At 62.6% G+C, this 15,158-nt stretch carries 13 protein-coding genes; 10 read left to right on the top strand and 3 right to left on the bottom strand.

Features of this window, described 5'->3' with window-relative positions:
* The first annotated feature begins 9 nt into the window (after positions 1-9).
* Positions 10-990: a phosphoribosyltransferase family protein gene (locus JM946_RS00405; protein ID WP_203165166.1), complete on the top strand. Its 981-nt coding sequence runs from the start codon at positions 10-12 to the stop codon at positions 988-990.
* Positions 991-1,016: 26 nt separating this feature from the next.
* Here JM946_RS00405 and JM946_RS00410 read toward each other — a convergent pair whose 3' ends face one another.
* Positions 1,017-1,928 carry a glycoside hydrolase family 16 protein gene (locus JM946_RS00410; protein ID WP_203165167.1) on the bottom strand — a complete coding sequence of 304 codons (912 nt, stop codon included), beginning with the start codon at positions 1,926-1,928 and terminating at the stop codon, positions 1,017-1,019.
* A 95-nt stretch (positions 1,929-2,023) separates the two neighbouring features.
* On the opposite strand from JM946_RS00410, the gene JM946_RS00415 reads away from it, so the two are divergent.
* From JM946_RS00415 to JM946_RS00450, 8 genes are all read left to right on the top strand, one after another.
* Positions 2,024-2,902, top strand: coding sequence for a glycosyltransferase family protein (locus tag JM946_RS00415; protein ID WP_203165168.1), 879 nt, complete (start codon positions 2,024-2,026; stop codon positions 2,900-2,902).
* 7 nt (positions 2,903-2,909) lie between these two features.
* Positions 2,910-3,821, top strand: coding sequence for a glycosyltransferase family 2 protein (locus JM946_RS00420; RefSeq protein ID WP_203165169.1), 912 nt, complete (start codon positions 2,910-2,912; stop codon positions 3,819-3,821).
* Positions 3,818-4,576 carry a GDSL-type esterase/lipase family protein gene (locus tag JM946_RS00425; protein WP_203165170.1) on the top strand — a complete coding sequence of 253 codons (759 nt, stop codon included), beginning with the start codon at positions 3,818-3,820 and terminating at the stop codon, positions 4,574-4,576. Before JM946_RS00420 ends, JM946_RS00425 begins: the two co-directional genes overlap by 4 nt.
* A gap of 3 nt (positions 4,577-4,579) precedes the next feature.
* Complete coding sequence (locus JM946_RS00430) at positions 4,580-5,782, top strand: acyltransferase family protein (protein WP_203165171.1); 1,203 nt, start codon at positions 4,580-4,582, stop codon at positions 5,780-5,782.
* Positions 5,782-7,212, top strand: coding sequence for a lipopolysaccharide biosynthesis protein (locus JM946_RS00435; protein ID WP_203165172.1), 1,431 nt, complete (start codon positions 5,782-5,784; stop codon positions 7,210-7,212). Before JM946_RS00430 ends, JM946_RS00435 begins: the two co-directional genes overlap by 1 nt.
* A gap of 10 nt (positions 7,213-7,222) precedes the next feature.
* Positions 7,223-8,494 (top strand): outer membrane beta-barrel protein, encoded by a 1,272-nt coding sequence (locus JM946_RS00440; protein ID WP_203165173.1) that lies wholly within the window; start codon positions 7,223-7,225, stop codon positions 8,492-8,494.
* A gap of 166 nt (positions 8,495-8,660) precedes the next feature.
* Positions 8,661-12,149 (top strand): chemotaxis protein CheB, encoded by a 3,489-nt coding sequence (locus tag JM946_RS00445; RefSeq protein ID WP_203165174.1) that lies wholly within the window; start codon positions 8,661-8,663, stop codon positions 12,147-12,149.
* A gap of 38 nt (positions 12,150-12,187) precedes the next feature.
* Positions 12,188-12,559 carry a response regulator gene (locus tag JM946_RS00450; protein WP_203165175.1) on the top strand — a complete coding sequence of 124 codons (372 nt, stop codon included), beginning with the start codon at positions 12,188-12,190 and terminating at the stop codon, positions 12,557-12,559.
* A 9-nt stretch (positions 12,560-12,568) separates the two neighbouring features.
* Here JM946_RS00450 and JM946_RS00455 read toward each other — a convergent pair whose 3' ends face one another.
* Entirely contained in the window at positions 12,569-12,913 is a 345-nt protein-coding gene (locus tag JM946_RS00455) for a DUF5335 family protein (protein ID WP_203165176.1), read from the bottom strand.
* A gap of 166 nt (positions 12,914-13,079) precedes the next feature.
* Complete coding sequence (gene yghU, locus JM946_RS00460) at positions 13,080-13,976, bottom strand: glutathione-dependent disulfide-bond oxidoreductase (protein ID WP_203165177.1); 897 nt, start codon at positions 13,974-13,976, stop codon at positions 13,080-13,082.
* Between the two features lie 188 nt (positions 13,977-14,164).
* On the opposite strand from yghU, the gene JM946_RS00465 reads away from it, so the two are divergent.
* Positions 14,165-15,082, top strand: coding sequence for a M14 family metallopeptidase (locus JM946_RS00465; RefSeq protein ID WP_203165178.1), 918 nt, complete (start codon positions 14,165-14,167; stop codon positions 15,080-15,082).
* The last annotated feature ends 76 nt before the right edge of the window (positions 15,083-15,158 follow it).

The following is a 15,158-nucleotide window of genomic DNA, read 5'->3' on the forward strand; positions in this document are numbered from 1 at the left end:
GAGCACGGAATGTTCGGTTACGTTTCTTTTGCCCAGCTGTCGACTGCGATCCGATCGCAGCTGTACACCATTCCGAAGGACGTGGATCTCATCGTCGGGATTCCTCGCAGTGGCATGGTGCCGGCCTATCAGATCGGCTTGTTCCTGAACCGCCTGGTTTGTGACATTGACGGATTCCTCCTCGATGGCGCCATCAGTCACGGTCACACCCGCAAGCTGGGTGTGTCGCTCACTTCGTTGCGCCAGGCGCGGCACATCCTGCTGGTCGACGACAGCATCGCGACGGGCGGCTCGATGCAGAAGGCGCTGGCGCGAATCAAGGATTCCGGCTACGCGGGTCGCATCTCGACTTGCGCCGCCATCGTCGCGCCGTCCCACAAGAGCAGCGTGGATGTTTCCTTCATCACCATGCCGCAGCCCCGGCTGTTCGAGTGGAACGCCTTTCATCACGCCTGCGTGGAGAACGCCTGCTTCGATTTGGACGGCGTATTGTGCGTCGACCCGACCGCGCACGACAACGACGACGGCCCGCGCTATGAGAAGTGGCTGGCGAACGCCATCCCGCTGTTCCGACCGACGCTGCGCATCGGCCACATCGTGTCGGCACGCCTGGAGAAATATCGCAGCCTGACCGAAGACTGGCTGGCGGCCAATAACATCTCCTATGGACAGCTGCACCTGGTGGACTTGCCGAGCAAGGCAGAGCGCATCCGTCTCGGTGCGCACTGCGCTCACAAGATTCGCGTCTATCGCGAAACCGGCGCCACCATGTTCTACGAGAGCAACCTCGGCCAGGCCCAGGAGATCGCCACTGGCTCGGGCAAGCCCGTGCTGTGCATCGACGACATGACCATGGTGATGCCGGGCGCGTCGCACATCGCTGCGACGGCCAAGAGCGCGCTATGGCGACTGCGGGCGCCGCTGGGCCTCGCCAAAGGCTGGGTGAAGCAGCAGCTGCGCTCCTCCCGAACTCCCGTCAGCGGGTCGTGAGTGCGCCGGTGCAGCCGTTCCACTTCTCACGGTTTCCGTCGCCAGACACGGATGTAATCGATCACGTAGTTCCACTGCGACTCGTCGGCCTGCATGGCCGAAACATCGACGCCCTTGAGCACCATGCCGAGCTGGTTGGTGACCAGGATGTGCGCGGGCACCGGTTTGCTCCAGATGTAATAGGTTTGTTTGATCGGCTCGCCGTCCAGCAGCCAGATCGGCTTGTCCTTGACCCAATCGAGCGAGAACACGTGAAAGTCCTCGGAAAAATCGAAGCCGGGGACATACTCGTTGTTCTTGAACTTGGTGAACAGGTCCTTGGGCGGCCCGTAGCGCTCGGGGTTCTTGTGAACCTGGACGTAGCCGGTCATGACGCGCGTCTTGGGGCGGCCCTGCCAGTTGAAAAATTCGAAGATGTCGATTTCCGGCGGCCACGGCAGCTCGGAAAACTTGCCGTCAGGATATTGCACGCCCGGGTTCAGCCAGAACGCCGGCCATGCGCCGACGCCGCGCGGCAGCTTCGCTCGCATTTCGATGTACATGCCGTCGGTCACCGGCAGCTTCCCTCGCAGCATGCCCGATTCAATGCCGCGCGGTTTCAGGCCGCCGCCCGGCGGGATGCGACCTTTCAATGTCAGCGTGCAATCGTCGAACACGTGCAGCGAGCGCGGGTCGCCGTCGGGGTAGTCGCGATGGTACGACCAGTAGGTCTTGAGGCCGTCCAGCTTGCCGTTCTCGTAGATGTAACGATAGAAAAATTCCTGATCGAGCTGCGGGCGCTGCGAGATGGTGGCGTCCTGACGCGCGCGACCGAACGTGTAGTCCTTGACCAGCTCGAACTCGCCGGTTTGTTTGTAAGGCCGCGCCGGATCGATGGGCTGGCCCAGCAAGGCAGTACAAGTCGCGGCCGCGGCGGCCGCCAGCACCATGATGCTCATTCATACCTCTCGGTGATCGCGCGTCAACGCGCGACAGAAGATTCGCCGAGAACATCTTCACGGTCGGAGCTTCCGCTGGCAATAGGAGATTTTGTTTGAGTCGCGAAATCATCATCACGGGCGGCGACGCTCATTTCTTTCCCTGGATGATCGCGGCGATCAGCTCTCTGCGCGCGCACGCACAAACCAGTGCGATCGACATGGGCATCATCGATCAAGGGTTGACGGACGAACAACGCGCGCAGCTGCTCGCGCTCGGCTGCAAGATCATCCGCCCGGAATGGACGCTGCCCGTGCCGCAGGAGGCGCGTCAGTTGCGCAATATCGGCCTGGTGGCCCGCACGGCGCTGCGCGATTACTTCACCGGCTACGAAGTTTACTTGTGGTTCGACGCCGACGCGTGGATGCAGACGCCGGAGTTCGTCACCGCCTATGTGCAGGGGGCAAGACAACGCGGCGCCGCGGTCGTCACCGAAGACGGTCCGGGTTATCGCAAGACCTTCACGGACTGGAAATGGTGGGCCGGCAACATGGTGGCCTGCTTCGGCCCGATCGACGGCCTGCGCTGCTCGTTCGCGACCAGCATCAACATCGGCGTGCTGTGTCTCAGGGACAACGCGCCTCACTGGAAAGAATGGCAGCGCTACTACACCAAGGCGCTGGAGCGCACCGGCAAGGTGAACATGGATCAGCACGCGTTGTTCGCGGCGATTCATCTCGGCCGGCTGCCAACGGCGTTCCTGCCGGCGCGTTTCAACTGGCTGCCGCATCTGAGCACGCCTGTTTGGAACGCTGAATCGAAACTGTTGTGCGAGCCCGCGGCTCCACATCGTCCTTTGTCCGTGATTCATCTGGCCGGCCCGCGTAAGGATCGCCCGTATGAAGTGGCGCGCCTGAGCGGCGGCTCGGTGGGCAGCGAAACGTTGGCCACATCGCTGACCTATCCAGCCATGCAACAGCATCTGGCGGCGTGAGAGCATCATGAAGTACAGCGCGTTCAAGACCGTGTCGGTGGTGATACCGGCTTACAACTCGCGTGACACGATCCAGCAGGCGATCGCTACCGCGCGCGCGCAAACATTGCGGCCCACGCAAATCGTAGTGGTCGACGATTGCTCCAAGGACGACACCATCCAACAAGCCGAGGCCGTAGCCGGCCCCGACCTGCTGGTGGTGCGCAGCCCGAAGAACGGCGGCGGCGGCGCGGCTCGCAATCGAGGCATCGATCACTCGACCGGCGACGTGGTCGCGTTCCTTGACGCTGACGATCTGTGGGCTCCGAACAAGCTCGCCAATCAGCTGGCGACGTTGCGCACGCAGACGCGTGAAATGTTCTGTTTCACGGCGGTCGAGCAGGTAAACGAATATGGCGAGAAACACATCCTGCCCAAGCGCGAGCCGCTGCCGGGCGGAAGCCTCGCCGACTACATGCTCAAGTCGGGCAACATCATGCAGACCAGCTCGCTGATGGTGCCGCGCCATTTGCTCGACAAGTGTCGCTTCAATGAACAGCTGCGCCGCTTCCAGGATCTGGATTTTGTGCTGACGCTCGGCGAAGCCGGGGTTGGCGCAGTGTTTTGCCCGCAGCCGCTGGTCGAATGGCGCAACGTCGGCAATCCGAAACGCGTCAGCGCCAATCCCGATCCGTCGGTCATGCGCACGTTCCTCAGCCATCATCCTCAACTCACCTTGTCGCAGAGGCTGGGCCTGGAAATCCGCAGCGTCGGCCCGACGCCGGGCGCGGCTGGAAAGTTGCGCTGGTCGTGGCGACTGGCGCTGTCCGTCTGCTCCGGAGCATTGGCATTGCCGAATGCCGTGAGTTTGTTACTCAAGCACAGCCTCGGCCTTCGTTATTACGGCGCGCTCCGCTCGCGCCTTGGAGCGCGATCGTGAGATTCGCCCTGCACATTGCCGCGGCCCTGGCCACGGTGTTGATAACGCCCATCAATGCCGCTGTCGCCAATCCATCCGAGCCGACGCAATCCGGCCCGACGCCCTACCCTTCGAGCGTCGAAGACTGGCCGGGCAAAGGCGTGGTGCGCGTGTTCGGCTGGATGAAAGACAACCGCAATTTCTTCTGGACCGAGCGCGCCAAGAAACAAGGCGCCGTCGTGTTCGCCGGCGATTCGCTCACCGGCAACTGGAAGACGCTCGGCAAGGACTTTTCCGGCACCCTGGTGGCCAATCGCGGCATCGGCGGCGACGTGAGCCGAGGGCTGCTGTTTCGTTTCCAGGAAGACGTGCTGGACCTGAATCCCAAGGCCATCGTGATCCTGATCGGCATCAACGATCTCACCGCGCGTCAGCCGGCGAGCGCTACGCTTGAAAACATCCGCGCCATGCTGGCGCAGAAGAACGCCAGGTTGCCGCCGCAAACGCCGGTGTTCCTGTGCACCGTGCCGCCGAGCGCCAACCCAAAAGCGCCGGTGGACGAGCAGCAGCGCCAGCTACTGAATCAGGGCGTGCGCCAGATCGCCAAGGAGACCAGGAACGTCACATTGGTGGATCTGTATGCCGCCATGGTGACCGAGCAAGGCACTCCGGAGCCGAGCTACTTCGGCAAAGATCTGTTGCATCTGTCCGCGGCCGGCCAGGACCGCTGGAAAGAACTGCTCGAGCCGCAGCTGCGGCGAGCGGGAGTGATGTGAGCCATGAGCACGCCCAGCAGCAAAGTCGCTGACGGTCACGCCATGAGCGAGATGGCTTCCGCCTACCTGGATGCCCTGCGCGCCGCCGGCGCCAACATGGTGATCGCCGCGCATGTGATCGCGTTGTATCTGCAGATTCGCGATCCGTACCGATTCGGCAACCTGGGCGTGGCGATTTTCTTTTTGCTGTCCGGCTTTTTGATCATGCAGTCGATGCTGAACTGGCTGCACAAGCCGGAGCCGCGCCTGCCGGGCTTCGTCGCCGATCGCGTCGCCCGCATCATGACGCCGTATGTGCCGGCGCTGATCCTGATCACACTGGCCAACGTCTTCATCGCGACCAATCACAGCCAGGGCGGCGACAACACGGGCGTGCTCACATTCATCGGCAATCTGCTCCTGCTGCAGGATCACGCCGTGTTCCAGGGCCTGGAGCTCGCCGGCATGGACGTGGCATGGCGCATCCGCTCCTACAACTCCGCCGAGCCCTTCTGGACCGTGGCCATCGAGATGTGGATCTACGTGTCCATGGGCATGTTCGTGTTTTGCGTCCTGAAGCGCGAGCGCATCGATCGTTGGCTCGGGGCGGCGCTGGCCGCCATCGCGTTGCCGGTGCTGATCTGGAATGCGGCCGCGGGCGGCGGCAAGTCACTCACGCTGATCTGGCTGCTGGGCGCCATCGCCGGCTATCTGTTTCATGTATGGCGCTCGCACGGCTATCCCAACATCCGCTCGGTGGGAGCCATCGTCGCCGTGTTCGGAACCGTGGCGCTGATCGGGCGCGCCGGCAAGATCGGCTTCCATCCCTACGATTTTCAGACCGCCACCTTGATGGCGCTGGTCATGTTCGGCGTGCTGGCGCTGCTCATGTGCGTAAAGAGGGTACCCGGAGCGCTGCGCGGGTCGGTGAATTTCCTGGCGTCGTATAGCTACAGTTTGTATTTGATCCATAACACCGTCTTAATTCTGGTGCTGGAGCACGTGAAAACCCAGAATGTCTGGACACACGTGGCCATCGCGGTCATCGCAGCTCACGTCTGCGCGTACTTGCTGTATGTGGCGTTCGAACGTCACTACCGGGTCGTGGGCCGCTGGCTGCGGCCGAAATTCGAGCGCGCTCTGGGCCCGCGAAGCAGATCGCAAGTCACTTCTGCCGCGGCTGATCTGGTTTCCCCAAGTGCCGCGGCGAGTCGGCAGGAGCGCTGATGTCGGCGGTACGCAATGTGCGCTGGGTCGGAATGATCCAGATCACGCGGATCAGCGTGCAACTGCTGGCCCTGTTGGTCCTGTCGCGCCTGTTGACGCCGGCTGATTTCGGCCTGGTCGCCATCGTGTTCGCGATCAACAACTTCGCGCTGCTGTTGCGGGACATGGGCACCGCCTCGGCCATCATCCAGCGCGATGTGCTCGACGAGCAGACGGTGCTGACGGCGCACTGGAGCAATTGCTGCATCGGCCTCGGGCTGAGCGTGATTCTGCTGGCCTTCGCCCATGTGCTCGAAGGCGTGTTCAAGGCGCCCGGACTCGCGCCGCTGGTGCAGCTGAGCGCGCTGTCGTTTCCGTTTCTCAGCGGCTCGACGGTGCACCAGGCGCTGCTGGAGCGCGCCTCGAAATTCAACACCGTGGCGCGCATCGAGATCACTGCGTTGCTGACGGGTTTCGCGGTCGCGGTGACCGCCGCTTTTCTCGGCGCTGGAGCGTACAGCCTGGTGCTGCAGACACTCACCGTCGCGGTGCTGTCCGGAATCCAGTTCTGGATCGCCTCGGACATGAAGATGAAATGGGGCTGGAGCAGCGAGCACGCCAGGGGCTTGTGGGGCTACAGCGGGAGTTTGTTCGGTTTCAATCTGGTGAATTATTTTTCGCGCAATGCCGACACCATGATCATCGGGCGCATGCTCGGACCGGCCGCGCTGGGTCCCTACTCTCTGGCGTATCGCGTGATGCTGTTCCCGCTGCAGAACCTCACGTTTGTAGCCACGCGCGCGCTGTTCCCGATGATGAGCCGCCAGCAGCACTCGCCCAAAGAACTGGGCGCAATGCATTTGCGATTGCTGTCGGTCATTTCGTTTTTCACGGCGCCGATGATGGCCGGCCTGTTCGTGCTGCGCGAGCCGTTCGTGGACGTTGCGCTCGGCGACGGTTGGGACACCGTCGCGGCGCTGATCCTGTGGCTTGCGCCGATCGGTTTCATTCAATCGTTGGTGAGCGCCGGGGGCGTGGTGTTTCAGGCGCTTGGCCGCACCGACCTGCTGTTTCGCCTCGGCGTGCTCAGCAGCGTGCTGCATGTCGCCGGCTTCATCTCCGGCGTGCACTGGGGACTGATGGGCGTGGCGGCGGCGTACTTCGTGGTGACGTTGGTCAACTCGGTGATTTCGTTGGGCGTGTTGTTACATCTGATGCAACAGAGCGTGCCGCGCCTGCTGGGCGCGGTGCTGCCGGCCATCGCCAAGTCGCTGATCATGGCGACACTGCTTCACTTTGCCGACATCGAGCTGCAGGCGCTGCAACTGCCGCCGCTGGCGCGCCTGATCGGCCTGAGCGCCGGCGGCGCCGTGATCTTCCTGGCGCTCACCCACATCCATTTGATGCCCGCCGATCGCGACGTCATGCGCCTATTCATGAAAGATGCTTAGGAGGGGAACGATGACTGCGAAGGTGATACTTCGTCGCAATACCTTGTGCCTGGCCGCGGCTGGCACTGCCCTGTGCCATGTGAGCCCGGCAGTGCTCGCGGCGCAGCCCGACGAGAAAGAGGAGGAACACTTCTACATCGCCGATCAGTACGTCTACGACGACAACCTGTTTCGCGAGGCCGAGAGCGAAGACCTCGACACGATCCCTGCCGATCCGAACGATCCGAACTCGGTCCCCCGCGAGGTGTCGCGTAAGGACTATGTCAATCGCATCACCGTCGGTCTCGGCAACGACTTCCACATGGGCCAGCAGACGCTGCGGCTCAAAGGTCGCGTGTTCGACGCCCGGTACCAGGACAACGACTACCTGGATTTCACCGGCGGCGACGCCACGGCGCAGTTCGATTTTCGCGCGCTCACCGTTTTCTCGGGCCGCTTGTCCGGCGGCTACGGCCGCACACTGGCGGACTTCGCCAACACCCGAGGCACCGAGCGCGACCTGATCGAGACCATCAACTACAACGCGTTGGTGCGTTATGAGATCGGCCCGCGCTGGTCGATCAGCGCCAGCGGCGGCCGGGCCGAAACCGAGCACGACCTGGACACGCGCGAGAACGAAAACGTCGAAGCCGACATCGGACGCATCAGCCTCGACTACGCTACCCCGTCGTTCCACTCGTTCGGCGTCGAGTACCGATACATCGATGCGAAGTTTCCCAACGCGGTGATCGCTCCCGGCGCCAGCGCCTCGGAGAGCGACTACGAGGAAAACGCCGCCCTCGCACGATTCACTTACACCGCCACGGTACGCACGCAATTCCGCGTCAGCGCCGGCTATGTGGAGCGCGAGCGCCCGGCGAATCCGGAAGGCCGCTATTCAGGCGATACCTGGCGAGCGGAAATCGATTGGAAGCCGCGCGAAAAGTTCTCGACCTTGTTCTCGGCCTGGAGCGAGTTGAAGGCTTATACCGACGTCGAGTCGGATTATTTCATCTCCGACGGCTTCAGCCTGGCGCCCACCTGGAGCCCCACCGAAAAGCTCAGCCTGGCGCTGTCGGTGGCGTACGAAGACCAGGAGTACCTGAACACGCGCGATCTGGAGCTGGTCGGCGAGCAGCGTAACGACGATGTGTTGAGCGGCCTGTTCACCTTCACATACAAGCCTCGGGACCAGCTCGCCATCGAGCTCAGCTATCGCGGCAGCGACCGCGACAGCAATCGGATCAACCGCCGTTACGACGCGCAAACCGCCGGCGTGTCGGTGCGCTGGAGCGTGTTCTAGCCGAATCTCGTCCGGCCCATGAGCGCCTCGCAACGAGGCGCTCCCTTGCTCTGTGTGCTGCAATTTTTGCAGCGCCCCTGGAACAGAGCGAACGGTTTCCGCGTTGAAAGCTCCGCAGCGGGACCGTACTGAATGACTGCGCCAGCGGCCGCAGTCCCGATTCACGATGACCGAAAAAGTCGAAGAAATTGCCAACAGTCCAGGCTTATTGTCACCTGACCGGCCGAATCTCGGCGCGCATCCGGCGCCGTGCCCGGTCGTGGGGCTGGGCGCCTCCGCCGGCGGCCTGGAAGCATTTCAAATCTTCCTGAGCGGGGCTCCGGCCGACGCCGGCCTCGCCTATGTTCTGGTCCAGCACCTGGATCCGAACCACGAAAGCATGCTCGCCGAACTGCTGGCGCGCCGCACGTCCATGACCGTGCGCCAGATCAGCGACAACATGGCGATCGAGCCCAACTGCGTTTATCTGATTCCGCCCAATGCCCAGCTGACCATCGAAAAGGCGCGGCTGAGATTGAGCGGCTTCTCCGAGCCTCGCGGCTTCCGCCGCCCCATCGACGTCTTTTTCCGCAGCCTGGCCGTCGATCAAGGCTCGAACGCCGCCTGCGTGGTGCTTTCAGGCACCGGCGCCGACGGCAGCGAAGGTTTGCGCGCCATCAAGGAAGCCGGCGGGCTGACAGTGGTGCAGGAACCGGACACCGCGAAGTACGACGGCATGCCCAAGAGCGCCGTCGCCACCGGGCTGGTCGATCAGATCCTGCCGGTGGGCGACATGCCGGCCGCCATTCGCGACTACTTCGAGCGGGCTCAGGCGAGCGTCGTCAGTCTGCCCGATGTCACCGATTTTCTGCTCGGAGTGTGCGAGCTGCTGCGCCACCGGCTCGGGCATGACTTCAGCCAGTACAAACGCAGCACCATGCTTCGCCGCGTGCAGCGACGCATGCAGGTGGTCGGCGCCTCCACCGGCGAAGAGTATCTCGACCGTCTGCAAACCAAGCCCGACGAGGCGCGACTGCTGTTTCGCGACCTGCTGATCAACGTCACCTGTTTCTTTCGGGACGCCGAAGCGTTCGACTTCCTGCGCCGGGAAGTGATCCCGGAGCTGTTGCGCGACAAGGGAGCGAGCGACACCGTTCGGATCTGGACGCCGGGCTGCTCGAGCGGCGAAGAGGCATACAGCATCGCCATCCTGCTGGCCGAAGCAATGAGCCGGATGGCCGCGCGCCCCACGGTGCAGATCTTCGCCACCGACATCGATGAAGCGATGCTGCACAAGGCGCGCCTGGCGAGCTACCCGCAGTCCGCGGTCAAGGACGTGCCGCTGGAGTTGCTGGATCGTTATTTCTACGCGCAGGACGACGACTTCGTGCTGACCCAGAGCGTGCGCGACATGGTGCGCGTCTCCAATCACAACCTGATCAAGGATCCGCCGTTCTCGCGCGTCGACATGATCGTCTGCCGCAATCTGCTCATCTATCTGAACACGAGCCTGCAGCAGCGGCTGATTCCAGTGTTTCATTACGCGCTCAAGCCGGATGGCTGGTTGTTCCTGGGCTCGGCCGAGAACATCGCCGCACGCAACGATATCTTCGATACCGTCGAGGCGTCGGCAAAGGTTTATCGACGGCGCGGCGTGCATCGTCAGTCGGTTGCGATGCCGCTGTTCGTTCAGCCCCTGGCGATGGCGGCGGCAGATGCCGCCGCGGACCGTCATAGAATTCAATCCGAGCGCCCCGATTCAGCCTCGCGTCGAATCCTCGAGCGCTATGCGCCGCCGCACGTCGTAGTCAACGGGGATAACGACATCGTTCGCGCCTCGAGTCGCACCGGAAAATATCTGGAGCTGGCCGAAGGAACGCCGTCCACCCGAGTGACCGACCTCGCCAAGCGAGGGCTGCGCTCCGCGGTCCGCGCCGTTCTCGAAGGTGCACGCACCACCAGGAAGCGGACAGTCAAGCGCGATGTCACGATCGAGGTCGATGAGGACAACGCGACGCTGGTCGATGTGATCGCCGATCCGCTGAACGACGACGAAGTGCTGCTCGTGTTCCAGGACGCCGGCGCCACGCCCGAGGCGGCACTCGACGGCGATGTGCAGGCCGAGGGCTATTCTCAGGAAGATCGCATCAAGCAGCTCGAAGACGAGCTCGACGAGACCCGCTCGCGCCTGCGCACGACCGTGGAGGAGCTGGAAACCTCGAACGAGGAGCTCAAGAGCTCCAACGAAGAAATGATGTCGATGAACGAGGAGCTGCAGTCGGCCAACGAAGAGCTGGCCACCGTCAACGAGGAGCTCAAGAACAAGGTCGATCAGCTGGCGCGCGCCAACAGCGATCTGCAGAACTTCATCGAAAGCACTCAGGTGCCCACGATCTTTCTCGATCGCAAGATGCGAATTCGCAGCTTCACGCCGGCCACGCGTGCGCTGTTCCGCTTTCAGGAGCAGGACCGCGGCCGCCCGCTTTCGGACGTTGTGTCGCGCGCCGATCATCGCGAGCTGGAAGCGCTCGGCGCGAAGGTGCTGGAAACCGACGAGCCGATCGAACGGGAACTGCTGATCGACGGCGGCAAGGAATGTTACGTCCTGCGCGTGCTGCCTTACCAAGACCTCAACGCCGCCAACGACGGCGTGATCATGGTGTTCGCGGATGTGACCAAGGTCAGACAGGCGCAGGCCGATCTGGCGCGCAACGAAGATCTCGCCCGGCAGCGCAGTCAGGAGATCGAAACCCTGTACAAGACCGCACCCATCGGGATGGCCACGGTGGATCGCAGCATGCGCTTTCTGCGCGTCAACCAGCGCTTCGCCGATGTCGCCGGTCACGAGATGGAGGCGCTGATCGGACGCACCCTCCAGGACATGATTCCGGCGCTGGCTACGCGCATGACCACTCCGATCAAGGAAGTCTTCGATCAGGCCAAGGAGACGGTGAATATCGATGCGACCGTGCGCATGAGCGACGAAGCGATGCGCGACTTCCTGATCGACTTCTATCCCTACGAGGAAGACGGCCGCACCACTGCGGTCGGCGTGGTGCTCACCGACGTGACAGAAGTGCGGCGGCTGGAGAAGGAATTGCGCCGGCTGATGGACGAGCTGCAGCACCGTGTGAAAAACACGCTGGCGACCGTGGCGTCGATCGTGAACCAGACCGTCAGCTCGAAGACCGATCGTGGCGATCTGGTGCAGACGTTGAAGCGTCGTATCGGCGCGCTGGCCGCCACGCATACGCTGCTCACATTGCGCGATTGGCGAGACGCTTCCCTGCGCGACATTCTGCAAGCGGAGCTCACACCTTACGAACAGCACGATCGGATCAAACTGGAAGGTCCGGATGTTCGACTGCCGCCCAAGCACGCGCTGAGCCTGACGATGACCTTGCACGAGCTGACTACCAACGCCGCCAAGTACGGTGCGCTGGCTCGGGAAGGCGGCAGGCTTGCGGTGACTTGGACGGTGAACGTCGACGCGCAAGGCAAGGCGCTCACCTTGCATTGGATCGAAAGCGGGGTGGCCGGTATTTCTCCTGCGGACGTAAAGCAGGGCTTCGGCACCCGGCTCATCAAGAGCGCGGTAGTTCATGACCTGCAGGGTGCGTGCGACTACCGGCTCGCCGACGGCGGCTTGAACTGCACGTTGTCCATGCGGTTCTAGGTCGATGCGGTTCTAGGTCGTCTGTTTAGGAGTAACTGATGCGGACTCTCGATGGCGCTCGCGTACTGCTGCTGGAGGACGAGTTTCTCATCGCCCTCGACGCGGAGCAGATTCTGCACGAGCTCGGAGCCCGGGAGGTCGAAACGACGTCGACTCTGAGCGAAGCTGAAGAGCGCGCTCAGGTCGGGCGTTATGACGTCGCTCTGCTGGACGTGAACGTCAATGGTCAGATGAGCTTCGGTTTGGCTGACTTTCTGCGCTCACGTGGCGTGCCTGTCGTGTTCGCGACCGGCTACGAGTTGAGGGATCGCGCGCTCGGTATCGATCCGGCGCTGTGCGTGAGCAAGCCTTACACCAGCGAGCGCCTGGGCCAGGCGCTGCACGCCGCATTGGAAAACTCGCGCCCGTAATCTTCCGCTTCAGTGCAATGGGTACGGTGCAGGCAGCATGGTCGGCACCCGCAAAGTGACGATCTGCATGGCGTCGTGCTCGACGATGGCCAGGCTCTCGACGCCCGCGATTCCATACTCCGCGTACACCTCGACCGGATGGAATACGAGGTGTTCCAGATCGTCCAGGATGAACTCGAGCGCCTCGTCGTCGGCATCGTAAATTACGCCGGTAACGGGTACCCAGTGCGCCTCCATTTGCACACCCAGGTCCTCGGAGGCCACTTCGATGGTGGCGCGCTTGGTGGGCAACTCCACGCTGAGCTGGCGGCAGAAGCCACCCCATTGCGATTTTGCGATTCGATGCATGCTCATGGCGTTGGCCCTCGCTGCGATAGACGATCCGGTGATCGTGTTAATGCTCGAAGCCGGCATGATGTGCCCGTCAAGCACGATATCACCCTGTCCGATATTCTCTTGAAGTAAGCGATCAGCTTACGTGCTCTGCAAGCCCGGCCAGCTGGCTGAACGCGAGCGCATCTCATTGCGAACGCGATGGGCTCGTGAGCTTGTCCTGCGTCCTGGTTTCGAAATCGCTGGCATCGTGACGCTCGTGTAACTGACTGGCGAGATCGCCGCTGGTGCGATTCACCATCCGGCCACGAACCACCGCGGGACGGGCGAGCAGCAGGTCGGCCCAGCGCAGCACATGTTTATACTCGTGGACGGACAGGAACTCGCCGGCGTCGTAGAGCCAGCCCTTGACCATGCCGCCGTACCACGGAAACACCGCCATATCGGCGATAGTGTACTCATCGCCGACCAGATACTCGTGGTTCGCCAGCCGACGGTTGAGCACGTCGAGCTGACGCTTGGTTTCCATGGCGTAGCGATCGATCGCGTACTCGATCTTCTCGGGCGCATACGCATAGAAATGACCGAAGCCGCCGCCGACGAACGGCGCGCTACCCATCTGCCAGAACAGCCAGGATAGACACTCCGCACGCATATGAGGCTGCGAGGGCAGGAACGCTGCAAACTTTTCGGCGAGATAAAGCAGAATCGCGCCGGACTCGAACACGCGAATGGGCCGTGGCCCGGAGCGATCCACCAGCGCCGGAATCTTGGAGTTCGGATTCACTTCGACAAAGCCGCTGCCGAACTGATCGCCATCGCTTATGCGGATCAGCCACGCATCGTACTCGGCGCCCGTGTGTCCGAGCGCCAGCAACTCTTCCAGCAGAATCGTGACTTTCTGGCCGTTCGGCGTGCCCTGGGAATAAAGCTGCAGCGGATGCCGCCCGACTGGCAGGTCCTTCTCGTGCGTGGCGCCCGCGACGGGACGATTGATATTGGCGAATTGGCCGCCGCTCGGCTTGCTCCAGGTCCAGACCTTCGGGGGCGTGTAGTCAGAAGTCACAGTGGGCTTGTCGGTCATGCGCTCGTCCAGTCGGCTAACAAAATATTTACTCGGGCCCGGTGCTGCCGGGTCTTTGCAGAATGAGAGAGGCGGCCGCGCGTTCCAAGCCTGGCAACTCAGTCGTGCCGCCCGGTCAAGGGTGTCTCTCGCAGGAGCGCGCTCTGCGCTAAAGTAGCGGCCCTCACAGGACAGGAGTTGCTCGCATCATGACCGCCACATCCGCGCCGTATCCCATTGGCACTCCCGGCGTCCCCTGGGGCGATGCCGAGCGTGCACTGTGGCTATCGCGTCAGGTTCGTCATCGTAGCTACATCGAAGATGTGGTTCGTCGGGTCGAGCGTCTCGGCGAGCGATTTGACGTCGCGGAATATGGGCAGCTCAGCTATCCACCCGACCAGTATCGCTTGTACGCCGTCCGCAGCCGCGATTGGCGCGACGATCTTCCGGTCGTGCTCGTCACCGGCGGCGTGCACGGTTACGAAACGAGTGGTGTGCACGGGGCGCTGCAGTTCCTCGAGGAGCGCGCCGCAGACTATGCCGGTCGAATCAATCTGCTCGTGGCTCCTTGCGTGAGCCCTTGGGCGTATGAGCGCATCCATCGATGGAATGCGAATGCCATCGACCCCAACCGCTCGTTCCGCGAGAACAGCCCCGCCGAAGAATCGGCCGCACTGATGCGCTTGATCGCTCCACTGCGCGGTCGCTTCCTTGTACACGTCGATCTGCACGAGACGACAGACACCGACGAAACCGAGTTTCGCCCTGCCCTCGCGGCGCGCGATGGCAAGACGTCCGAGCCGGATATCATTCCGGACGGCTTTTATCTCGTCGACGATACAGAGAACCCGCAACCTGAATTCCAGCGCGCCATCATCGAGGCGGTGAGCAAGGTGACGCACATCGCACCCGCGGATGAAAAAGGCCAGATCATCGGCTCGGACGTCGTCTCGCCCGGCGTGATTCACTACGCCATGCGAAAACTCGGACTATGCGCTGGGATCACGGGCGCGCGATACACCACGACCACCGAGGTCTATCCCGACAGCCCGCGCGCCACACCCGAGCAATGCAACGCCGCTCAGGTGACGGCGGCCTGTGCAGCGATCGATTTCGCGCTGAGGTGACGCGCAGCTATAACTTCGTCTCATAGTTTGTCGACACCTTTTGTCGCAGGTTCAGTCAGCACGCCACTTGTAAACT

The organism is Steroidobacter gossypii, assembly GCF_016801985.1.
GTDB classification, from domain to species: domain Bacteria; phylum Pseudomonadota; class Gammaproteobacteria; order Steroidobacterales; family Steroidobacteraceae; genus Steroidobacter; species Steroidobacter gossypii.

Excerpts from the sequence above, each read along its gene's own strand:
- JM946_RS00405 (WP_203165166.1), top strand. The coding sequence starts at position 10 with ATGTTCGGTTACGTTTCTTTTGCCCAGCTGTCGACTGCGATCCGATCG.
- JM946_RS00410 (WP_203165167.1), bottom strand. The coding sequence starts at position 1,928 with ATGAGCATCATGGTGCTGGCGGCCGCCGCGGCCGCGACTTGTACTGCC.
- JM946_RS00420 (WP_203165169.1), top strand. The coding sequence starts at position 2,910 with ATGAAGTACAGCGCGTTCAAGACCGTGTCGGTGGTGATACCGGCTTAC.
- JM946_RS00430 (WP_203165171.1), top strand. The coding sequence starts at position 4,580 with ATGAGCACGCCCAGCAGCAAAGTCGCTGACGGTCACGCCATGAGCGAG.
- JM946_RS00435 (WP_203165172.1), top strand. The coding sequence starts at position 5,782 with ATGTCGGCGGTACGCAATGTGCGCTGGGTCGGAATGATCCAGATCACG.
- JM946_RS00440 (WP_203165173.1), top strand. The coding sequence starts at position 7,223 with ATGACTGCGAAGGTGATACTTCGTCGCAATACCTTGTGCCTGGCCGCG.
- JM946_RS00445 (WP_203165174.1), top strand. The coding sequence starts at position 8,661 with ATGACCGAAAAAGTCGAAGAAATTGCCAACAGTCCAGGCTTATTGTCA.
- JM946_RS00450 (WP_203165175.1), top strand. The coding sequence starts at position 12,188 with ATGCGGACTCTCGATGGCGCTCGCGTACTGCTGCTGGAGGACGAGTTT.
- JM946_RS00455 (WP_203165176.1), bottom strand. The coding sequence starts at position 12,913 with ATGAGCATGCATCGAATCGCAAAATCGCAATGGGGTGGCTTCTGCCGC.
- yghU (WP_203165177.1), bottom strand. The coding sequence starts at position 13,976 with ATGACCGACAAGCCCACTGTGACTTCTGACTACACGCCCCCGAAGGTC.
- JM946_RS00465 (WP_203165178.1), top strand. The coding sequence starts at position 14,165 with ATGACCGCCACATCCGCGCCGTATCCCATTGGCACTCCCGGCGTCCCC.